The following is a 20,887-nucleotide window of genomic DNA, read 5'->3' as shown; positions in this document are numbered from 1 at the left end:
CCCTTGCGGCCTGCGCTCCGCACCCCGGCCGCCCCACGGCCGCCGCGCATCAGTACGCCCCCTGTCCCTGCACCACGGCGCGCAGCGTCTTCCACAAGATCACCGTGTCGAGGGCGAGCGACCAGTCCTCCACGTACCGCAGGTCCAGCCGGACCGCCTCCTCCCACGACAGGTCGCTGCGTCCGCTGATCTGCCACAGCCCGGTGAGCCCCGGCTTGACCTTCAGCCGCCGGCGGATGTCCGGGCCGTAGGCGGCGCACTCCTCCGGCAGCGGGGGGCGCGGACCGACCAGCGACATCGACCCGGTGAGCACGTTGAACAGCTGCGGCAGCTCGTCCAGCGAGTAGCGGCGCAGCACCGCCCCGATCCGGGTCACCCGCGGGTCGCGGCGCATCTTGAACAGCGGCCCGGCGCCCTCGTTGAGGCCGGCGAGCGCGGCGCGGACGCGGTCCGCGTCGGGGATCATCGTGCGGAACTTCAGGATGGTGAACTCGCGGCCGTCCTTGCCGACCCTGCGCTGCCGGTAGAACACCCCGCCCCGGCTGTCCGTCGCCACGAGCAGCGCGACCAGCAGCATCAGCGGCGCGAGCACCAGCAGCAGGATCAGCGCGCCGAGCCGGTCGACGACGCCCTTGACCGCGCGACGGCCGCCGGTGAACGCCGGCATGCTGACCCGCAGGAGCGGGATGCCGAGGACCGCGTCGACGTGCAGCCGGGGCCCGGCCACCTCCATCAGCACCGGGGCGACGACCATCTCGGCGTCGGAGCCCTCCAGGTTCCACGACAGCCGCTGGAGCCGGTCCGGGGACCAGTGCGCGTCGGGGGTGACGGCGACGACGCGGTAGCCGTCCCGGCGGACGTGGTCGGCGACGTCCGCCAGCCGGCCCACCACCGGCACCCCGTCCAGCCGGTCGCCGTCGATCCCGGGGCCGTCGGTGGTGCACACGGCGTCCACGCGCCAGCCCAGGTGCGGGTACTTGCGGGTGCGGGCGATCAGGTCGCGCACCGTGTCCGGGCTCCCGGCCGCGAGCACCGGCCGCAGACAGCGGCCCTCCTTGCGCCGGCGGTGCAGCCGCAGGCGCAGCAGGTAGCGCATCGTCATGGTGACGAGCGCGATCGCGGGTACCGCGACGAAGATCCAGAGTTTTATGTTGCGCGAGGTCAGGGCGATCCCGCCGAGCGCGAGCACGACGGTCGCCATGAACAGCGAGCGGCCCAGCCGCCGGAACTCCTCGGCGCCCTGGCCGAGCACGGTCGGCGACCACGACCGGCTCACCGCCAGCGCGCCCAGCACCAGCAGCCAGGTGCCGAAGGCGAGGATGCCCCACTTCTCGTGCCAGTCGGCGGCGTCCCGCACGCCGAAGAAGTTGCCGATCCCGGCGACCACGACGGCGGTCGCCACGGTGTCGCTCGTGATCACGGTACGGCGGTACCGGTGCTCCCAGTCGGCCGTACCTCTGTGAAACGCCCCGTCCGCCAGATCCCGTTCCGACGGGAACGGGCCGACCAATCCCCCTTGCCGCACAGAACCCCCCAGGTCCCCAGTAATGCGACGTGTTCGCCTGACACTGTTTCTGCCGGGGGGACCCCACCCCCCGAACCGCGCTGTTCCTCGCCACGGGAGGCCCCCGCCTCCCGCGCCGGCATGCCGGCAGCGGACGGACAAAGAACAACGTGAACAACTTGTCGCGGCGGCAGCGGCACACACACGGCCGCGCCGTTACATGGAGCCGAGCGGACCTGACCGGTCCCCCGGGTGCGCCCCCGCACCCGAGCCCCCCCGGGGCCCAGCGGTGTGATCACCCCCACGCCTGGCGCCGCGGACGAACCCCTCCCCAGGCGCCGGACTTAAAGATCAACTAATCGGTCGCCTCGTGCCCGAACAGCCGAAGCAGGGTCAATCTAGACCATCAGGGCCTGTAAGAAGAGAGGGTGTGGGGAAATTGTGTTCAGGCAACGTGGCTGAATACGCCGTCCGGAACCCGTCCTCGTGCCCCTCGCACCAGCGTCTCAACTCCCGTCGTACGACTGCGTGATGACACGTACGACCCCCGCCGACGACCCCGCGGCGCCGGCCCCGCGCACCCCTGCCGGCGGCGACGGCCGAGGTCCCGGCCCACTTGACAGCCGTACGGCCCCTCTGCCCCCGCCGCACCGCAGACACCCCCGGATCCCCGCGGCGCCACCCCCGCCCGACCCCCGGAACCCGCCCCTCCACCCCCGTTCGAACGCATGCGTGCACCGTCCACGGATGTCCGAGATCCAACCGCTGAACCACCGGTTCCGCGGTCCGTGCGAAGCCCCGCGGAGAGTGTCAGCGCCTGCTGCGAGGATGCCGCCGACGGCACACGAGGAGAGCGACATGGGCACCTGGGGCACCGGACCCTTCGACAACGACGCGGCGGCGGACTTCGCCGGCGCGCTGGTGGGGAGCTCGCGTTGCTGGGGGCGCGGGCCGGACGGGAGCGGATGGACGCGTATGCCGGGAGGCTGCGGGAGTTGGGGCATCCTCTGGCGCGGCTGCCCGAGACGCGGCTGGACGTCGAGCACCGGTTCGGTGTCCGCGTGCGAGGACTGGGGTCGGTCAAGACCTTGCAACAACTTCGGTCTCGCTTCCCGGAGTTGCCGCCGAGCGACGTCGGCGCGGCGGCCGGGCGGGGTGCCGTCGGCGGGGACGACGACGCGCGGGCGCGGGCGGTCGCGCGGCCGTTCACCGCCGGGGGATGGGCGCGCACCCCCGAGGTGCGATTCTTCGCGCTGCCCGCGCCGCTCGATCCCGGCGACTTCGGCACGTCCCTTCTGGAACGGCTTCCCTTGGCCTGCCTGCAAGGGGGCGGGAGCGCGGTCGCCTGTGCCACGACGCCCGATGACGTGCTCAACGAGCTGTTCTCCGCCGCCCTCTACGGCGGGGTCGGTGGGCAAGGGCAGGGCGGTGCGTATGCGCGGCTCTTCGCGTGGGAGAGTCTGTACGCCCTCATGGGACTACCCGCCGACGTACCGTTCCTCGACGCCGTGCGCACAACCCCCGATCACCGGTGGGTGCGCTTCCTCGCTTCCACCCCGTGGTTCCACCACGACACCGCCGACCTTGGTTTCGCAGTACTCGACCCTTCGCGTACGCGCGTCGCGGTCCTTGCGGCGACCGACACCGATGTCACGGCGCCGGGCGGGTGAGGACGGCTGTGAACTTGTAGCGGGAGCCGCGGTACACCGAACGTACCCACTCCACCGGGGTTCCGGTCTCGTCCCGCGAGTGGCGGGAGAGCAGCAGCATCGGCAGGCCCACGTCCGTGCCGAGCAGGCCGGCCTCGCGGGGGGTCGCCGGGGAGGTCTCGATGGTCTCGTCGGCCTCGGCGGGGCGGACCCCGTACACCTCGGCGAGCGTGGTGTAGAGGGAGGTGTAGCGGGACAGGTTGCGGCGCAGGCCGGGGAAGCGGCGGGCGGAGAGGTGGGTCGCCTCGATGGCCATCGGCTCACCCCCGGCCAGCCGCAGCCGCTCGATGCGCAGCACCTTGTCCTCCGGCGCCACCTCGAGCAGCGCCGCCAGCTCCGCGTCGGCGTGGACGTAGCCGATGTCCAGGACCCGGGAGGCGGGGTTGAGGCCCTGCGCCCTCATGTCCTCCGTGTAGGAGGTGAGTTGCAGCGTCCGGTACACCTTCGGGCGGGCCACGAACGTGCCCTTGCCCTGGATGCGGTCCAGCCGCCCCTCGCTCACCAGCTCCAGCAGCGCCTTGCGGACCGTGGTGCGGGACGTGCCGAACTCGACGGCGAGCAGCCGCTCGGCCGGCATCGGGGAGCCCGGGGCGCGCTCGTCGGTCATCTCCAGCAGCCGCTGCTTGATGCGGTAGTACTTCGGCACGCGGTCCCGGCGGCCCGGCGCCCCCGTGCCGGGCTGGGCGCTGCTGACGTCCGTGCTCATGTCCTGCCTTCCGGCTGCGGTGTCCGGCGCGCGGACGGCAGGGGGCCGGCCGCGGTGCACGTCGGCGGACCGCCAGTGATCGGCGCCGCACGCTCGGCGATCCCGTTATAACGGCGTGCTCTTGCTTTGGTCTAGTCCAACCCTGGATCCCGTCCCCGTTTGGGCGGACATCTCCACCCCGTACAGGGCTCGTTGCCGTTACCCAGCCGTGAGTCCGGCAACCCTTGACATGACCATAGGTCTAGGCCAAGCTCCCCTTGCTGGTCTAAACCATTTAGCGGAAGCCGGGTCCCAGCCCGCCGAGCTGTTGCGCCGTTGTCAGGGTCACCGCGAGGGCGTGGGTGTGCAAGGCATTCCTGAGGAGGGGTGGCGCGTGAAGCGCAAGCTGATAGCCGCGATCGGGGTCGCGGGCATGTTGTTCTCGGTCGCTGCGTGCGGGGGCGACGACGGCGGTGACAGCGGCAAGAAGGCCGGCGCGGACGGCTACGCCGGGCAGACGCTCACCGTGTGGGTCATGGACGGCTCCTCACCGGACCAGTGGCAGAAGGACCTCGCCGCCGAGTTCGAGAAGAAGACCAAGGCGAAGGTCACCTTCGAGGTCCAGCAGTGGAACGGCATCCAGCAGAAGCTGACCACCGCCCTGTCCGAGGAGAACCCCCCGGACGTCTTCGAGATCGGCAACACCCAGACCCCCGCCTACGCCAAGACCGGCGGCCTCGCCGACCTCGCGGACCTCAAGGAGGAGATCGGCGCCGACTGGACCGAGTCCCTCAACGAGTCCTCCGTCTTCGAGGGCAAGCAGTACGCCGCCCCCTGGTACTTCGCCAACCGCGTCGTCCTCTACAACAAGAAGGTCTGGGCCGACGCCGGCCTCAAGGGCACCCCCAAGACCCGCGACGAGTTCTACGCCGCGCTCAAGACCATCGGTGAGAAGACCGACGCCGAGCCGATCTACCTCCCCGGCCAGAACTGGTACCACTTCGTCGGCCTGGTCATCGGCGAGGGCGGCGAACTCGTCAAGAAGGACGGCGACAAGTACGTCTCCAACCTCGACGACCCGAAGGTCGCCGCGGCCGCCGAGACCTACAAGAAGTTCCAGGCCCTGTCCAAGGCCCCCAAGGACAAGGACGAGGCCACCCCGCAGCAGGGCGAGGTCTTCGCCAAGGGCAACGTCGGCGCCTTCATCGGCATGGGCTGGGAGGCCGGCATCGCGATCGAGGCCAACCCGGCCATCGAGAAGCAGATCGGCTACTTCACCATCCCCGGCGCCACCGCCGCCAAGCCCGAGGGCGTCTTCCTCGGCGGCTCCAACCTCGCCGTCGCCGCGGGCAGCCAGAAGCAGGACCTCGCCAAGGAGTTCCTGAAGCTCGCCCTCTCCGACAAGTACGAGGGCCAGCTCGCCAAGCTCAACGGCGTCATCCCCAACAAGGAAGCGCTGCAGACCAACCTCAAGGGCAACGCGCCCGCCGAGGCCGCCGCGCCGGCCGCCGCCGTCGGCGGCACCACCCCGCTGATCCCCGAGTGGGCCGCCGTCGAGAACGCCCCCAACCCGATCAAGACGTACCTGACCGCCGTCCTGAACGGCAAGTCCCCGGCCGCCGCCGCGAAGCAGGTCGAGGGCGAGTTCAACAAGCGCCTGGCGCAGCAGCAGTAACAGCGCACGCGCTCCGACCGGAGCGGGGACCGGCCGACGGGACGGTCCCCGCCCGCGTTGAGCACGCCGAGAAGAGAGATCGCGAGCATGACCGTGCAGACCGAACGGCCGCCCTCCTCACCGGCGGACGTCCGCAAGTCGGGCGACTCCCCCTCCGCCGGGCCCCGACCCAGAGCCGCGTCGCGGGCCGGCGCGCTCGCCCCGTACCTCCTGCTGCTGCCCGCCGTCGCGGCCACCGTGCTGCTGCTCGGCTGGCCGCTGCTGAAGGACCTGCTGCTGTCGTTCCAGAACCTCAACATGGCGCAGCTGATCCAGCACGTCACCGAGTGGAACGGCGTCGACAACTACAAGGAGGCCCTCACCGGGGAGGACTTCTGGCGGGTCACCCTCCGCTCCATCCTGTTCACGGCCGTCAACGTCGCCCTCACCATGCTGCTGGGCGCCCTGACCGGTCTGCTGCTCGCCCGCCTCGGCCGGCGCATGCGGCTCACCCTGATGATCGGCCTGGTGCTGGCCTGGGCGATGCCCGTGGTCGCCGCCACCACCGTCTACCAGTGGCTGTTCGCGCAGCGCTTCGGCGTCGTCAACTGGGTCCTCGACAAGCTCGGCTGGCACTCCATGGCCGACTACAGCTGGACCGGCAGCCAGATGTCGACGTTCTTCGTCGTCACCGTGCTCATCGTCTGGATGTCCGTGCCGTTCGTCGCGATCAACCTCTACGCGGCGACCACCACCATCCCCGGCGAGCTGTACGAGGCGGCCGCGCTCGACGGCGCCGGCGCCTGGCGCAGCTTCACCACCGTCACCCTGCCGTTCCTGCGGCCGTTCCTCTACGCCACGACGTTCCTGGAGATCATCTGGATCTTCAAGGCGTTCGTCCAGGTCTTCACCTTCAACGGCGGCGGCCCCGACCGGCTCACCGAGATCCTGCCCGTCTACGCCTACATCGAGGGCGTCGGCAACCAGCACTACGGCATGGGCGCGGCGATCGCGGTGCTGACCATCCTGATCATGCTCGGCCTGACCGCGTACTACCTCAGGATCGTGCTCAAGCAAGAGGAGGACGAGTCGTGAAGCGCTCGCTCTTCGGCCGCGTCTGGCCCAACGCCACCGCCCTCGTCGTGTTCGTCGCGTGCATCTTCCCCGTGTACTGGATGTTCGCCACGGCGCTGAAGCCGACCGGCGACATCATCGCCGAGGACCCGGTCTGGTTCCCGACGAACATGACGTTCGAACACTTCGGCACCGCTGTCGACGCCGAGCACTTCTGGACGTTCGTCCGCAACTCGCTCGTCGTCACCTGCCTGGCCGTCGTGTTCTCCCTGATCATCGCGCTGGCCGGCGCCTTCGCCCTGGCCCGCATGCGGTTCAAGGGGCGGCGCGGCTTCGTCATCGGGTTCATGCTGGCCCAGATGGCGCCCTGGGAGGTCATGGTCATCGCGATCTACATGATCGTCCGCGACGCCTCCCTGCTGAACAGCCTGGTGCCGCTGACCGCGTTCTACATGATGATGATCCTGCCCTTCACCATCCTGACGCTGCGCGGCTTCGTCGCCGCCGTGCCGAAGGAGCTGGAGGAGTCCGCGATGGTCGACGGCTGCACCCGCGTCCAGGCCTTCCGCCGCGTCATCCTGCCGCTGCTCGCGCCCGGCCTGATGTCGACCTCCATGTTCGGCTTCATCACCGCCTGGAACGAGTTCCCCCTCGTCCTGGTGCTCAGCAAGGAGTCCGGCGGAGCGCAGACCCTGCCGCTGTGGCTGTCCAGCTTCCAGACCCAGTTCGGCGACGACTGGGGCGCGACCATGGCCGCCTCCTCCCTGTTCGCCGTGCCGATCCTGATCCTCTTCGTCTTCCTGCAGCGCCGGGCCGTCAGCGGCCTCACCGCAGGCGCCGTGAAGGGATAACGCCACCCGATGACGACATTCACCACCGGCGCCGGCACCGTCACCCGCGACGCGCTCGCCGTGCTCCAGCCGGGGTTCACCGGCACCACCGCACCCGACTGGGTGCGGCGCGCCCTGGCCGAGGGCCTGGTCTCCGTCGCCCTGTTCGGCCGCAACGTCGCCGACCCCGAGCAGGTCACCGCCCTCACCGCCCAGCTGCGCGCCGAACGGGACGACCTGCTGGTCGCCATCGACGAGGAGGCAGGCGACGTCACCCGCCTCGAGGTCCGCACCGGCTCCTCGTTCCCCGGCAACCACGCCCTCGGCGCCGTCGACGACCCCGCCCTCACCCGGCGGGTGGCCCGCGAACTGGGCCGCCGGCTCGCCGCGTGCGGCGTCAACCTCAACTGGGCGCCCTCGGCCGACGTCAACGCCAACCCCGACAACCCGGTGATCGGCGTACGCTCCTTCGGCCGCGACCCGGACCTGGTCGCCCGGCACACCGCCGCCTACGTCGAGGGCCTCCAGTCCAACGGCGTCGCCGCCTGCACCAAGCACTTCCCCGGCCACGGCGACACCAGCGTCGACTCCCACCACGCGCTCCCGCAGATCGACGTCGACGCCACCACGCTGCACGAGCGCGAACTGCGGCCCTTCCGCGCCGCCATCGAGGCCGGCACCCGCGCCGTCATGACCGCCCACATCCGGGTGCCCGTGCTCGACCCGGACCGCCCCGCCACCCTCTCCCCGCGCATCCTCACCGGCCTGCTGCGCGGCGAGCTCGGCTACGACGGTCTCATCGTCACCGACGGCATGGAGATGGGCGCCGTCGCCGGCACGTACGGTCTCGAACACGGTGTCGTGCTCGCCATCGCGGCCGGCGCCGACGCGATCTGCGTGGGCGGCGGACTCGCCGACGAGGACACGGTGCTGCGGCTCCAGGAGGCCCTGGTCGCCGCCGTACGCTCCGGCGAACTGCCCGAGGAACGGCTCGCCGACGCCGCCGCGCGGGTCAGGTCCCTGGCCGCGTGGACGACCGGCACCCGGCGCTCGCCCTCCGCCGCCGACGACCCCGCGCCGGAGATCGGCCTGACCGCCGCGCGCCGCGCCGTGACCGTCACCCGCGCGGCCGGTCCCGCGCCGGTCACGGACCCCGTGTACGTCGCCACGTTCAGCCCCGCCCCCAACATCGCCGTCGGCGACGAGACGCCGTGGGGCGTCGGCGCGGAGCTGGAACGACTCCTCCCCGGCACCACCACCGGCCACTTCACCGGCCCCTCCGCCGGCACGGAGGCGCTGCGCGCGGCGAACGGCCGCCGGGTCGTCGCGGTGGTCCGCGACGAACACCGTCACCCGTGGATGGGCGCGGCCCTGGACACGCTGATCGCGGCGGGGCCGGACACGGTGGTGGTGGAGATGGGGGTCCCGCAGTCGGCGCCGCGGGGGGCGCTGCACATTGCCACGCACGGGGCGGCGAGGGTGTGCGGCGTGGCCGCGGCGGAGGCGGTTTTGGCGGGCTGAACCCGCGGATCCTTCGTGGGGGCTGCGCCCCCACACCCCCCTTGTCGGCCCTGACGGGCCTCGTCCTCAAACGCCGGACGGGCTATATGTAGCCCCTCCGGCGTTTGAGGAGCGGGGTCCGGGGCGGAGCCCCGGGGTCGGGACGGGAAGGGGCGGCGGGGGCGAACACCCTCTGCGCCCCGAACCCTCACGGATACAGCTTCTCGCCCCTGGCCAGCATGGCCACGAACTTCTCGATCCGCGCCGCCCGCGTCCCCGCCCGCTTCGCCTCCTCGACGCGATGCAGAATCGCGTACCGATTCCGGCTGTCCAGCCCCTCGAAGAACTCCCGCGCCGCCACAGGCGCCGCATCCAACGCCGCCCGCAGATCCTCCGGCACGACAGCCGTCCGCTGACTCGCGTACGCGGCCTCCCACCGCCCGTCCGCCTTCGCCTTCTCCACCTCCCGCAGCCCGCCCGGCCGCATCCGCCCCCGCTCGATCAGCTCGATCGCCTTCTGCCGGTTGACCGCGGACCACCGGCTCCGCGCCCGGCGCGGGGTGAACCGCTGCACCCAGTGCGTCTCGTCCAGACTCCTCTTGTGCCCGTCGATCCACCCGAAGCACAGCGCGGACTCCAGCGCGGTGGCGTAGTCGACGCCGCCCAGCCCGGACCCCTTCCGCGGAATCTTCAGCCACAGCCCCTCGGCGTCCCCCTGATGCTCCTCCAGCCACGCCTCGAACTCCTCCTGGGTGTCAAAACCCAGCACCGGCCCTGTCGGCCCTGTCGGCCTAGTCGGCCCTGTCGTACCACCCGTCCCACCAGCCATGCGCCCATGCAAGCCGTGTCCGACGGCCAGGTCAACGGCCGCCCCCCATCGGGGTGTTGCGCGGCCAACGATGGCGGAGCGTGTCGTTATTGGGCCGAACGGGTGACCATGGGTAAGAATTGGCCGATGCAGACAGCCAGCGCGACAGGGGACGGAGCATGCCGGTGAGCAGCCACGATGTCACCGACGAACAGTGGGAGGGGCTCGCCCAGGTCGTGCCGCTGCGGGGCCGCGACGCGTGGCCGTCCTCGGTCGGCCACCGCGCCAGTCCGGAGGCCCGCACGGAGGCGGCGCGGCGCCGCTTCGTCGTGCTCCGTGTGAACGTCTTCGCGGACGCCCGCGAGGTCGCCGAGACCCTGATGTCCGGCATACCCGTCCTCCTCGACCTGACGGGCGCGGAGCCGGACGTCGCCAAGCGCGTCCTCGACTTCAGCACGGGGGTCGTGTTCGGCCTCGCCAGCGGAATGCACCGCGTCGACCGCAACGTCTTCCTGCTGACGCCGGAGGGCATGGAGGTCACGGGTCTGATGGAGGGCGTCGGGGCGCCGGGCGCATGAGGCCTCACGCGCCGCGCGGCGCGCGCCGCGCGCGGCGCACGGGCGCGTCCGTGCCCGACGCGGGCGCGCCGTCCGTTCGTAGGAAAGGCCTCTGACGGAACGATTCGGCGGCGGGGAAAGCGTTTAGCGTCCCGCGCATGACCTCGCCGTCCGCCGCACCCCCGCGGCCCGCCGCACCCCCACGGCCCGTCGCCGAACCCCTTACGCACGCCCCCACCGACACCGGCCGGGCGCGGCGGCCCGGCCTGCCGCGCGTCACCGAGCTCCTGCTCTCCGCCTTCGCCGGGCACCGCGGCACCACGTTCCGCCTGGGCGAGCTCACCCTCCTCGCCGGTCCCAGCGGCACGGGCAAGACCACCGCGCTGCGCGCGTACGAGGCGCTCGCCCGGCTCGGCGGCGGGGCCGAGCTGGGCGAGGTGTTCCCGGACCCGTCGGCCTGCGTCCCGGAGCGGGCCCGGCCCGACGCCCAGCGCCGCCGCGGCTTCCGTATCGGCTGCACCGCCGACGGCCCGGAGGGCCCGGTCCGCCTGGAGATCGCCGTCCAGGCGGAGCCCGAACTGCGCATCGTGGGGGAGCGGTTGTCCGCCGACGGCCTGGTCCTGCTGGAGACCGCGCTGCGCGACCCCAGCCGCCGCGCCGTGCAGGCCGCCTGGCACACGGCGGGCGCCACCGCCGTCACGCGCGCGCCCCTCCCCGACGACCGCCTCGGCACCGCACTGCTGCCGCTGCGCGTGGCCGGCACGACCGCCGGACAGCTCCGGGTGCTGGCGGCGGCCGAGCAGATGCTGGTGGCGCTGCGCTCCGTCTTCCCCTGCGACCCCCGCCCCGAGCGGATGCGCGAACCCGTCCCGGCCGGCGGCGGTCGGCTGCTCCCCGGCTGCGAGAACCTCGCCGACGTGCTGTGGCGCACCCGCGCCGAGTGCACCCGCCGCCACGCGCTCCTCGTGGACGCGATGCGCGTCGGCTGCGCAGGACCCGTCGCCGACCTGCTCGCCGAGCCGTTCGCCGGGGGCCGCCTGGTGCGCGCCGTGCTGGACCGCGGCGACGGCGCCCGCACCACGCTGCGCCGGCTCGGCGACGGGGAACTGCGCTACACCGCCCTCGCGCTGGTGCTGCTCACCGGACCCGGGGTGCTGGAGGCCGACGTGCCCGGCGAGGTGCCGGCCGCCCTCCAGTGCCTCACCGTCCTGGCCGACGGCCTGGACCGGGCGCTCGACCCGGCCCAGCGCGCGGCCCTGCTGGCGCTGGCGGCGCGGATGTGCGAGCGCGGGCACATCCGCCTGGTCGGCGCGGTGAGCGACGCCACCTGGGCCGCCGGGGTGCCCGGGGCGACCGTGGTACACCTGAGGCGTGACTGACCCGCACGACGACGCGTCCCGGCCCGCCGACCTGCCCGCGCTCCGGCGCCGCCTCGCCGACTTCGCCGCCGCGCGGAACTGGCAGCCGTACCACACGCCCAAGAACCTCGTCGCCGCGCTCGGCGTCGAGGCCGCCGAACTGCAGGAAATCTTCCAGTGGCTGACGCCGGAGGAGTCCGCCCGCGTGATGGACGACCCGGACACCGCGCACCGCGTCACCGACGAGGTGGCCGACGTGCTCGCCTACCTCCTCCAGTTCTGCGAGGTCCTCGGCATCGACCCGCTCGCCGCCCTGGCCGAGAAGATCGACCGGAACGAGCACAGGTTCCCGGTGCCGGAGCCGGAGTCGGGTCCTGAGCGGTCCGACACTCCGCCGCGCGCCTAGGAGCCATGCGTTCCGTTCTCACGCTCCGTGGTCGAAAACACGCCTCGGCGCCAAGTGGTGTCCACAGATTTCGGACTTCCTCTGGCCTTTTGTCTCACCAAGCTTCACTCTGGGTAGTGAACAAGGGAGTTCAACGGATGCGGACGCGTGGGCAGCGCGTCGGACAGACGGGGGCAGCGCATGGACGCTGTGCGGCTCATCGTGACAAGCAGGAGGGCCCTGGCCGCCGGCGGCGGAGTGCCGGAGCTGATGGCCGAGGTGTGGCAGGCGCAGGCACTGGCCCAGGCGATAGGGAGCCGCCTGGCCCTGGTGGGCCCGCCCCAACTGCGCAACGAGGCGATCATGTTGGCCGATCTGGCCGACCGGGGCTGCGGCGTCCTCGACCCGCCGCCGCTCGGCCCCGACGGACCGCGCGCGGCCCGGCTCACCGAGCTGGGGGAGACCCACGCGTGCCTGATGCACCTCGGCGGCCTGCTCGGCGACGTCGGCATCGCCCTGGTCGGCATCGCCTGCGCCGCCGACGACGAGGCGACGTACTGGAGTTGCGTCGAGGCCATCGACGCCGCCGACGAGGCACGGGACCGCGTCCGGGACATGCTGCGCAAGCTGGCGGAGCGGGAGGCGGCGTTACCCCGGCGGGAGGCGGGCTGACCGCCCTCCCGCCACACCGTCCGCCCGCCGGCCGCTCAGCGACCTCCGTTCAGCGACCTCCGCTCTCCTCCGCCGAGCCGTCCTCTCCCGGCCCCCGCTCCGGTGCGGCACCCACCCCCTGAGGCCCCGCCCCCTGAAGTTCCGCGTCCAACGCGGACAGATCCGCGTTCAGCGCCGCCATCAGCAGATCCATCTGCGCCAGCAGCCCCACCGGCGGCCCCCCGGCCACCCCACCCCCCGGCGGCACCTGCGCCCCCTGTGGCCCCTGCCGCCCCTGCGCCACCCGCGGCACACTGCTCTGCTCCTCCGACATGACGGCCCCCTCGGCCCCTGGCCCCGACCGGGGCCGACACGGTGACACCCCGGCGTCCACAGGGCCGGCGCGGGCGCCGGACGCTCCGGCTCCGAACGAGCCCAACGATCTTCCCCACCCCCGGTCACTCCCCGTCGCACCACCGGCGTGCGACGAGGCACGCCGACCCTGCTCGCGCGCCCCCGCGCCAGGAAGCGTGCAGGATGGAGTCATGGATCTTCGCATCTTCACCGAGCCCCAGCAGGGGGCCACCTACGACACCTTGCTCACCGTCGCCAAGGCCACCGAGGACCTCGGCTTCGACGCCTTCTTCCGTTCCGACCACTACCTGAGCATGGGATCCGGGGACGGCCTGCCCGGTCCCACCGACGCCTGGATCACCCTCGCCGGACTCGCCCGCGAGACCAGGCGCATCCGCCTCGGCACACTGATGACGGCCGGCACCTTCCGCCTCCCCGGCGTGCTCGCCATCCAGGTCGCACAGGTCGACCAGATGTCCGGCGGCCGCGTCGAACTCGGCCTGGGCGCGGGCTGGTTCGAGGAGGAGCACAAGGCGTACGGCATCCCCTTCCCCAAGGAGAAGATCGCCCGTCTCGAGGAGCAGCTGGAGATCGTCACCGGTCTGTGGGCCACCGAGGCCGGCAAGACCTTCGACTTCCACGGCACCTACTACGACCTCACCAAGTCGCCCGCGCTGCCCAAGCCGGCCCAGTCCAAGGTGCCCGTGCTGATCGGCGGCCACGGCGCCAAGCGGACCCCGAGCCTGGCGGCCCGGTTCGCGGACGAGTTCAACCTCCCGTTCGCCGCCGCCGAGGACTCCGCCGCCAAGTTCGAGCGGGTCCGGGACGCCGCCCGTGAGATCGGCCGCGACCCCGGCGAGATCGTCTTCTCCAACGCCCTCGTCGTCTGCGTCGGCCGGGACGACCAGGAGGTGGCGCGCCGCGCCGCCGCCATCGGCCGCGAGGTCGACGAGCTGAAGACGAACGGCCTGGCGGGCTCCCCCGCCGAGGTGGTCGACAAGATCGGCCGCTACGCCGAGGCCGGCTCCCGGCGCATCTACCTCCAGGTGCTCGACCTGTCCGACCTGGACCACCTGGAGCTGATCTCCTCCCAGGTCCAGTCCCAGCTGTCCTGACCCACGGCACCACAGCGGGGCCGTCCCCACCGGGGGCGGCCCCCGCTCACGTACCGGGCGAAAAATGCCCGGACCCCCGCGACCCCTTCGCTGTACGTTGGGCGGACACCGGAATCCCGGTGTGTTCCCGCAGCTCAGAAGGTGTCTCGAGGTGTGACTCCGTGTTCCTGACGATCAGTACCACCGGCTCCGCGCAGCGCCCGGCGACCGACCTCGGTTTTCTGCTCCACAAGCATCCCGAGAAGGCGCAGGCGTTCTCCACGTCGTACGGCACGGCGCACGTCCTCTACCCCGAGGCGGACGCCGAACGCTGCACGGCGGCGCTGCTGCTGGAGGTGGACGCGGTGGCACTGGTCCGGCGCTCCAAGGGCAAGGGCCGCGGCGGCGCGCCCGACGCGGCCCTCGCCCAGTACGTCAACGACCGCCCGTACGCGGCCTCCTCGCTGCTCGCCGTCGCCCTCGGCTCCGTCTTCTCCACCGCCATGCGCGGCGTCTGCGCGGCCCGTCCCGAGCTGCCGGGCGTCCCGCTGCCGCTGCGCGTCGAGGTGCCCGCGCTGCCCGCGCGCGGCGGCGCCGCCCTGGTCCGCCGCCTCTTCGAGCCGCTCGGCTGGACGGTGACCGCCGAACCGGTGCCGCTGGACACCGAGTTCCCCGACTGGGGCGACTCGCGCCACATACGCCTGACCCTGGAGTCCGCCGCCCTCACCCTCGCCGAGGCGCTGCGCCATCTCTACGTACTGCTCCCCGTCCTGGACGACGCCAAGCACTACTGGGTCGCCCCGGACGAGGTCGACAAGCTGCTGCGCGTCGGCGACGGCTGGCTGGCCGGACACCCCGAGCGCGAGCTGATCACCCGGCGCTACCTCTCCCACCGCTGGTCGCTGACCCGGCGGGCGCAGGAGCGCCTGGAGCTGGTCCGGCTGGCCGAGGCGGACGACAGCGAGGTCGAGGATCTCGACAACGCCGTCGAGCCGGAGACCGAGGACGAGGAGAGGCCGACCCCGCTCGGCGTGCAGCGGCGGGAGGCGATCCTGGCCGTGCTGCGCGCGTCCGGCGCTGCCCGGGTGCTCGATCTCGGCTGCGGTCAGGGCCAGTTGGTGCAGGCGCTGCTGAAGGACCCGGCGTTCACCGAGATCGTCGGCGTGGACGTGTCGATGCGGGCGCTGACCATCGCCTCCCGGCGGCTGAAGCTGGACCGCATGGGGGAGCGGCAGGCGTCCCGCGTCACGCTTCTCCAGGGCTCCCTCGCCTACACCGACAAGCGTCTCAAGGGCTACGACGCGGCCGTGCTCTGCGAGGTGATCGAGCACCTGGACCTGCCGCGGCTGCCCGCACTGGAGTACGCGGTGTTCGGCGCCGCCCGCCCCCGGACGGTGTGCGTCACCACCCCCAACGTCGAGTACAACGTGCGCTGGGAGAACCTGCCGGCCGGCAAGGTCCGGCACGGCGACCACCGCTTCGAGTGGACCCGCGAGGAGTTCCGCGGCTGGGCCCGCACCGTCGCCGAACGGCACGGCTACGCCGTGGAGTTCCTGCCCGTCGGGCCGGACGACCCCGAGGTCGGCCCGCCCACGCAGATGGCCGTGTTCCGGCTCGACACCCCGAAGCCCGACAGGTCGAAGTCCGTCACCTCGACGTCCGACGCCCCGAAACCCGTCACCCCGAAGGAGGCGAAGGCCGCATGACCACCACCACCGACACCACCGCCGCCGCGCGCGGCCGTGCCCTGCCGGTCACCGACCTGTCCCTGGTCGTGCTGATCGGCGCCTCCGGCTCGGGCAAGTCCACCTTCGCGCGCCGTCACTTCAAGCCGACCGAGGTCATCTCCTCCGACTTCTGCCGGGGTCTGGTCGCCGACGACGAGAACGACCAGAGCGCCTCCCGTGACGCCTTCGACGTGCTGCACTACATCGCGGGCAAGCGCCTCGCGGCCGGCCGCCGCACCGTCGTCGACGCCACCAGCGTCCAGCAGGACGCCCGGCGCCAGCTGATCGACCTGGCCAGGCAGCACGACGTGCTTCCGATCGCCATCGTGCTCGACGTGCCCGAGGAGGTGTGCGCCGATCGCAACGCGGCCCGTGCCGACCGCGCCGACCTGCCCCGCCGGGTCGTCCGCCGCCACACCCGCGAACTCCGCCGCTCCCTGCGCCACCTGGAGCGCGAGGGGTTCCGCAAGGTGCACGTGCTGCGCGGCGTGGAGGAGGTCGAGCACGCCACCGTCGTCACGGAGAAGCGGTTCAACGACCTCACCCACCTGACCGGCCCGTTCGACATCGTCGGCGACATCCACGGCTGCGCCTCGGAGCTGGAGGCGCTGCTCGGCAAGCTCGGCTACGTCGACGGCGTCCACCCCGAGGGCCGCACCGCCGTGTTCGTCGGCGACCTGGTCGACCGCGGCCCCGACAGCCCGGGCGTGCTGCGCCGGGTGATGGCGATGGTGAAGTCGGGCAACGCCCTGTGCGTGCCCGGCAACCACGAGAACAAGTTCGGCCGTCACCTCAAGGGCCGCAAAGTTCAGCACACCCACGGACTCGCCGAGACGATCGCGCAGATGGAGGGCGAGAGCGAGGAGTTCCGCGCCGAGGTGCGCCGGTTCGTCGAGGGACTGGTCAGCCACTACGTCCTCGACGGCGGCAGGCTGGTGGTCTGCCACGCCGGTCTGCCCGAGAAGTACCACGGCCGCACCTCCGGCCGGGTCCGCAGCCACGCCCTCTACGGCGACACCACCGGCGAGACCGACGAGTTCGGGCTGCCCGTGCGCTACCCGTGGGCCGAGGACTACCGCGGCCGGGCCGCCGTCGTCTACGGCCACACCCCCGTCCCCGAGGCGACCTGGCTGAACAACACCATCTGCCTGGACACCGGCGCGGTGTTCGGCGGCAAGCTCACCGCGCTGCGCTGGCCGGAGCGCGAGCTGGTCGACGTACCGGCCGAGCGGGTCTGGTACGAGCCGGTGCGGCCGCTGCGCACCGAGGCGCCAGGCGGGCACGAGGGACGTCCGCTGGACCTGGCGGACGTGCACGGCCGGCGCGTGGTGGAGACCCGGCACATGGGCCGGGTGGGCGTACGGGAGGAGAACGCGGCGGCAGCGCTGGAGGTGATGAGCCGGTTCGCGCTCGACCCGCGGCTGCTGCCGTACCTGCCGCCGACCATGGCGCCCACCGCCACCTCGCAGCGCGACGGCTACCTGGAGCACCCCGAGGAGGCGTTCGCCCGCTACGCGCAGGACGGTGTGGCCCGGGTGGTGTGCGAGGAGAAGCACATGGGGTCGCGCGCGGTGGCCCTGGTGTGCCGTGACGCGGGCGTGGCGGCCCGCCGGTTCGGCGCGGCCGGGGGCGAGACCGGGTCGCTGTACACCCGTACCGGCCGGCCGTTCTTCGACGACGCGGAGATGACCGAGGAGGTCCTCGGCCGGCTGCGCACGGCGGTCACCGAGGCCGGGCTGTGGGAGGAACTGGCCACCGACTGGCTGCTGCTGGACGCCGAGCTGATGCCGTGGTCGCTGAAGGCGTCCGGGCTGCTGCGCTCCCAGTACGCGGCGGTCGGCGCCGCGGCCGGCGCGGTCTTCCCGTCCGCCCTCACGGCGCTGGAGGGGGCCGCGGCCCGCGGCGTCGACGTGGGGGAGCTGCTGACCCGGCAGCGCGAGCGGGCCGGTGCGGCGGCCGGTTTCACCGACGCGTACCGCCGCTACTGCTGGACCACCGACGGGCTGGACGGCGTGCGTCTCGCGCCGTTCCAGATCCTCGCCGTGCAGGGCCGCAGCCTGGCCGCGCTGCCGCACGACCGGCAGCTCGCCCTGATCGACCGCATGGTCGAGCACGACGCCACCGGCCTGTTGCAGACCACCCGCCGGCTCTTCGTCGACACCGCCGACCCCGAGTCGGTGCGGGCCGGCGTGGACTGGTGGCTGGAGATGACCGGGCGCGGCGGCGAGGGCATGGTCGTCAAGCCGGTCGACGCCCTGGCCCGCGACGGCGCCGGACGCCTGGTGCAGCCGGGCATCAAGTGCCGTGGCCGGGAGTACCTGCGGATCATCTACGGCCCCGAGTACACCCGGCCGGAGAACCTGGCGCGGCTGCGGTCCCGCTTCCTCGGCCACAAGCAGTCCCTCGCCCTGCGCGAGTACGCCCTCGGCCTGGAGGCCCTGGACCGCCTCGCCGACGGGGAGCCGCTGTGGCGGGTCCACGAGCCGGTGTTCGCGGTGCTCGCCCTGGAGTCGGAGCCGGTCGACCCGCGCCTGTGACGCGCGCGCGGGTGCGGGGGGCGCGGAGGACCCGTTCCTCCGCGCCCCGTCCGCCTTCGGCGTGGGGCGGACGGGATTCGGCGAGGGCAGGGGTGAACCCGGGCCGTGGCGGTCAGGATGGAGTCATGACCTACCACGTCGACTCCGAGGCCGGGCGGCTGCGCCGCGTCATCCTGCACCGGCCCGATCTCGAGCTCAAAAGGCTCACCCCGAGCAACAAGGACGCGCTGCTCTTCGACGACGTGCTCTGGGTGCGCCGGGCGCGCGCCGAGCACGACGGGTTCGCGGACGTGCTGCGCGACCGCGGCGTCACCGTCCACCTGTTCGGCGACCTGCTCACGGAGACGCTGGAGCTGCCCGAGGCGCGCGCGCTCGTGCTGGACCGGGTCTTCGACGAGAAGGAGTACGGCCCGCTGGCCACCGACCATCTGCGCGCCGCGTTCGAGACGCTGCCCGCGTGGGAGCTGGCCGAGGCGCTGATCGGCGGCATGACGAAGCGGGAGTTCCTCGACTCCCACCACGAGCCGGTCTCCGTGCGCTTCCATGTGATGGAGCTGGACGACTTCCTGCTCCGCCCGCTGCCCAACCACCTCTTCACCCGCGACACCTCCGCCTGGATCTACGACGGAGTCGCCATCAACGCCATGCGGTGGCCGGCCCGGCAGCGCGAGACCGTGCACTTCGAGGCGATCTACCGGCACCACCCGATGTTCCGGGACGCGTCCTTCCGCCTGTGGTCCGAGGGGCAGGCCGACTACCCGTCCACCATCGAGGGCGGGGACGTCCTGGTGATCGGCAACGGCGCGGTGCTGATCGGGATGAGCGAGCGCACCACCCCGCAGGCCGTGGAGATGCTCGCGCACAAGCTGTTCGCGGCCGGCTCGGCGCGCACCATCGTCGCCCTCGACATGCCGAAGAGCCGCGCCCTGATGCATCTCGACACCGTGATGACCATGGTCGACGGCGACACCTTCACCCAGTACGCGGGCCTGCCCATGCTCCGCTCGTACACGATCGAGCCGGGTGCGGACGAGGCGGAGCTGAAGGTCACCGACCATCCGCCGGAGCACATGCACCGGGCGATCGCCGCCGCGCTCGGCCTGAGCGAGATCCGGGTGCTGACCGCCACCCAGGACGTGCACGCGGCCGAGCGGGAGCAGTGGGACGACGGCTGCAACGTGCTGGCCGTCGAGCCGGGCGTGGTCGTCGCCTACGAACGCAACGTCACCACCAACACGCACCTGCGGAAACAGGGCATCGAGGTGATAGAGATCCCGGGCAGCGAGCTGGGCCGGGGCCGGGGCGGGCCGCGCTGCATGAGCTGTCCGGTCGAGCGGGACCCGGTGTAGCGCGCGGAGCGTGAACACGCTGTATAGAATTGCGGATCGTCGTATAGACTTCCACGGATTCGTGTCCCCCAGTCCTGGAGCGCCCCCATGGCGACAGTCCCGACCCCCCTCGCCGGCCGTCACTTCCTCAAGGAGGCCGACTTCACCGCGGAGGAGTTCCGCGGCCTGCTGGAGCTGGCCGCGGAGCTGAAGGCCGCCAAGCGGGCCGGGACCGAGACGCCGTACCTGCGCGGGAGGAACATCGCGCTGATCTTCGAGAAGACCTCGACGCGCACCCGCTGCGCCTTCGAGGTCGCCGCCGCCGACCAGGGCGCCTCCACCACCTACCTCGACCCGTCCGGCTCGCAGATCGGCCACAAGGAGTCCGTGAAGGACACCGCGCGGGTGCTCGGCCGGATGTACGACGGGATCGAGTACCGGGGCGACAGTCAGGCCAAGGTCGAGGAGCTGGCCGCCTTCGCGGGCGTGCCCGTCTACAACGGGCTCACCGACGACTGGCACCCCACCCAGATGCTCGCCGACGTGCTCACCATGACCGAGCACAGCGCGAAGCCGCTCACCGGGATCGCCTTCGCGTACCTCGGCGACGCCCGCTTCAACATGGGCAACTCCTACCTGGTCACCGCGGCCCTGCTGGGCATGGACGTGCGCATCGTCGCCCCGAAGACGTACTGGCCCGCCCAGGAGGTGGTCGACCGCGCCCGCGAGCTGGCCACGGCGAGCGGGGCCCGCATCACGCTCACCGAGGAGATCGCCGAGGGCGTGGCGGGCGCCGACTTCGTCGCCACCGACGTCTGGGTGTCCATGGGGGAGCCGAAGGAGGTGTGGGGGGAGCGGATCGCCGCCCTCGCGCCGTACGCGGTGACCATGGACGTGCTGCGCGCCACCGGCAACCCGGACGTCGGGTTCCTGCACTGCCTGCCGGCCTTCCACGACCTGGGCACCGCGGTAGGGCGGGACGTGTACGAGGCGCACGGCCTGGAGTCGCTGGAGGTCACCGACGAGGTGTTCGAGTCGGCGCACTCGCTGGTCTTCGACGAGGCGGAGAACCGTATGCACACCATCAAGGCGGTGCTGGTCGCCACCCTCGGCTGAGGGAACGCCGCCACCC

At 72.4% G+C, this 20,887-nt stretch carries 18 protein-coding genes and 1 pseudogene; 15 read left to right on the top strand and 4 right to left on the bottom strand.

Annotated elements, in window-relative coordinates:
* Positions 1-49: 49 nt before the first annotated feature.
* Positions 50-1,525 (bottom strand): sugar transferase, encoded by a 1,476-nt coding sequence (locus tag ACFOSY_RS10565; RefSeq protein ID WP_369159243.1) that lies wholly within the window; start codon positions 1,523-1,525, stop codon positions 50-52.
* Between the two features lie 510 nt (positions 1,526-2,035).
* Between ACFOSY_RS10565 and ACFOSY_RS10560 the strand changes: the two are divergent.
* Both ACFOSY_RS10560 and ACFOSY_RS10555 read left to right on the top strand, forming a co-directional pair.
* Positions 2,036-2,404 (top strand): annotated as a pseudogene (locus tag ACFOSY_RS10560) (hypothetical protein); the annotation flags it as partial.
* Entirely contained in the window at positions 2,293-3,174 is an 882-nt protein-coding gene (locus tag ACFOSY_RS10555) for a DUF6183 family protein (RefSeq protein ID WP_394306490.1), read from the top strand. The pseudogene ACFOSY_RS10560 and the gene ACFOSY_RS10555, both read left to right, overlap by 112 nt.
* Here ACFOSY_RS10555 and ACFOSY_RS10550 read toward each other — a convergent pair.
* On the bottom strand, positions 3,155-3,919 hold the full coding sequence (locus tag ACFOSY_RS10550) for a GntR family transcriptional regulator (RefSeq protein ID WP_394306489.1): 765 nt from the start codon (positions 3,917-3,919) through the stop codon (positions 3,155-3,157). The two genes, ACFOSY_RS10555 and ACFOSY_RS10550, sit on opposite strands and share 20 nt — an antisense overlap.
* Before the next feature lie 373 nt (positions 3,920-4,292).
* Here ACFOSY_RS10550 and ACFOSY_RS10545 point away from each other — a divergent pair, with 373 nt between their 5' ends.
* The 4 genes from ACFOSY_RS10545 to ACFOSY_RS10530 all read left to right on the top strand — a co-directional run bounded on the left by ACFOSY_RS10545 (position 4,293) and on the right by ACFOSY_RS10530 (position 8,977).
* Complete coding sequence (locus ACFOSY_RS10545; protein ID WP_394306488.1) at positions 4,293-5,573, top strand: extracellular solute-binding protein; 1,281 nt, start codon at positions 4,293-4,295, stop codon at positions 5,571-5,573.
* An 87-nt stretch (positions 5,574-5,660) separates the two neighbouring features.
* The gene (locus ACFOSY_RS10540) at positions 5,661-6,647 is read left to right on the top strand and encodes a carbohydrate ABC transporter permease (RefSeq protein WP_394306487.1); all 987 of its coding nucleotides are present in this window, start codon (positions 5,661-5,663) and stop codon (positions 6,645-6,647) included.
* The gene (locus ACFOSY_RS10535) at positions 6,644-7,477 is read left to right on the top strand and encodes a carbohydrate ABC transporter permease (RefSeq protein ID WP_394306486.1); all 834 of its coding nucleotides are present in this window, start codon (positions 6,644-6,646) and stop codon (positions 7,475-7,477) included. Before ACFOSY_RS10540 ends, ACFOSY_RS10535 begins: the two co-directional genes overlap by 4 nt.
* 9 nt (positions 7,478-7,486) lie before the next feature.
* The gene (locus ACFOSY_RS10530) at positions 7,487-8,977 is read left to right on the top strand and encodes a glycoside hydrolase family 3 protein (protein WP_394306485.1); all 1,491 of its coding nucleotides are present in this window, start codon (positions 7,487-7,489) and stop codon (positions 8,975-8,977) included.
* Positions 8,978-9,164: 187 nt separating this feature from the next.
* Here the strand turns inward: ACFOSY_RS10530 and ACFOSY_RS10525 are convergent, their stop codons facing one another.
* Positions 9,165-9,725 (bottom strand): YdeI/OmpD-associated family protein, encoded by a 561-nt coding sequence (locus ACFOSY_RS10525; RefSeq protein ID WP_394306484.1) that lies wholly within the window; start codon positions 9,723-9,725, stop codon positions 9,165-9,167.
* Between the two features lie 218 nt (positions 9,726-9,943).
* On the opposite strand from ACFOSY_RS10525, the gene ACFOSY_RS10520 reads away from it, so the two are divergent.
* The 4 genes from ACFOSY_RS10520 to ACFOSY_RS10505 all read left to right on the top strand — a co-directional run bounded on the left by ACFOSY_RS10520 (position 9,944) and on the right by ACFOSY_RS10505 (position 12,736).
* Positions 9,944-10,342, top strand: coding sequence for a cell division protein SepF (locus tag ACFOSY_RS10520; RefSeq protein WP_394306483.1), 399 nt, complete (start codon positions 9,944-9,946; stop codon positions 10,340-10,342).
* A 137-nt stretch (positions 10,343-10,479) separates the two neighbouring features.
* Positions 10,480-11,700 carry an ATP-binding protein gene (locus ACFOSY_RS10515; RefSeq protein ID WP_394306482.1) on the top strand — a complete coding sequence of 407 codons (1,221 nt, stop codon included), beginning with the start codon at positions 10,480-10,482 and terminating at the stop codon, positions 11,698-11,700.
* Positions 11,693-12,085 carry a nucleotide pyrophosphohydrolase gene (locus tag ACFOSY_RS10510; protein ID WP_394306481.1) on the top strand — a complete coding sequence of 131 codons (393 nt, stop codon included), beginning with the start codon at positions 11,693-11,695 and terminating at the stop codon, positions 12,083-12,085. Before ACFOSY_RS10515 ends, ACFOSY_RS10510 begins: the two co-directional genes overlap by 8 nt.
* Positions 12,086-12,265: 180 nt before the next feature.
* Positions 12,266-12,736 carry a DUF6099 family protein gene (locus tag ACFOSY_RS10505; RefSeq protein ID WP_394306480.1) on the top strand — a complete coding sequence of 157 codons (471 nt, stop codon included), beginning with the start codon at positions 12,266-12,268 and terminating at the stop codon, positions 12,734-12,736.
* A gap of 49 nt (positions 12,737-12,785) precedes the next feature.
* Here the strand turns inward: ACFOSY_RS10505 and ACFOSY_RS10500 are convergent, their stop codons facing one another.
* A complete protein-coding gene (locus tag ACFOSY_RS10500; protein ID WP_394306479.1) occupies positions 12,786-13,049 on the bottom strand; it encodes a hypothetical protein in 264 nt (87 codons plus the stop codon).
* Positions 13,050-13,260: 211 nt separating this feature from the next.
* Here ACFOSY_RS10500 and ACFOSY_RS10495 point away from each other — a divergent pair, with 211 nt between their 5' ends.
* From ACFOSY_RS10495 to argF, 5 genes are all read left to right on the top strand, one after another.
* The gene (locus tag ACFOSY_RS10495) at positions 13,261-14,184 is read left to right on the top strand and encodes an LLM class F420-dependent oxidoreductase (protein WP_394306478.1); all 924 of its coding nucleotides are present in this window, start codon (positions 13,261-13,263) and stop codon (positions 14,182-14,184) included.
* Positions 14,185-14,345: 161 nt separating this feature from the next.
* Positions 14,346-15,869 carry a 3' terminal RNA ribose 2'-O-methyltransferase Hen1 gene (locus ACFOSY_RS10490; RefSeq protein ID WP_394306477.1) on the top strand — a complete coding sequence of 508 codons (1,524 nt, stop codon included), beginning with the start codon at positions 14,346-14,348 and terminating at the stop codon, positions 15,867-15,869.
* Entirely contained in the window at positions 15,866-18,427 is a 2,562-nt protein-coding gene (locus tag ACFOSY_RS10485) for a polynucleotide kinase-phosphatase (RefSeq protein ID WP_394306476.1), read from the top strand. The genes ACFOSY_RS10490 and ACFOSY_RS10485 overlap by 4 nt, the downstream gene beginning before the upstream one ends.
* Before the next feature lie 125 nt (positions 18,428-18,552).
* Complete coding sequence (locus ACFOSY_RS10480; protein ID WP_394306475.1) at positions 18,553-19,776, top strand: arginine deiminase; 1,224 nt, start codon at positions 18,553-18,555, stop codon at positions 19,774-19,776.
* Positions 19,777-19,863: 87 nt separating this feature from the next.
* Positions 19,864-20,871 carry an ornithine carbamoyltransferase gene (argF, locus tag ACFOSY_RS10475; RefSeq protein WP_394306474.1) on the top strand — a complete coding sequence of 336 codons (1,008 nt, stop codon included), beginning with the start codon at positions 19,864-19,866 and terminating at the stop codon, positions 20,869-20,871.
* The last annotated feature ends 16 nt before the right edge of the window (positions 20,872-20,887 follow it).

The organism is Streptomyces lusitanus, assembly GCF_042647945.1.
In the GTDB taxonomy this organism is placed as follows: domain Bacteria; phylum Actinomycetota; class Actinomycetes; order Streptomycetales; family Streptomycetaceae; genus Streptomyces; species Streptomyces pseudogriseolus.
The sequence above is the reverse complement of the archived record's forward strand: the minus strand, read 5'-3'. Positions and strand labels throughout refer to the sequence as shown.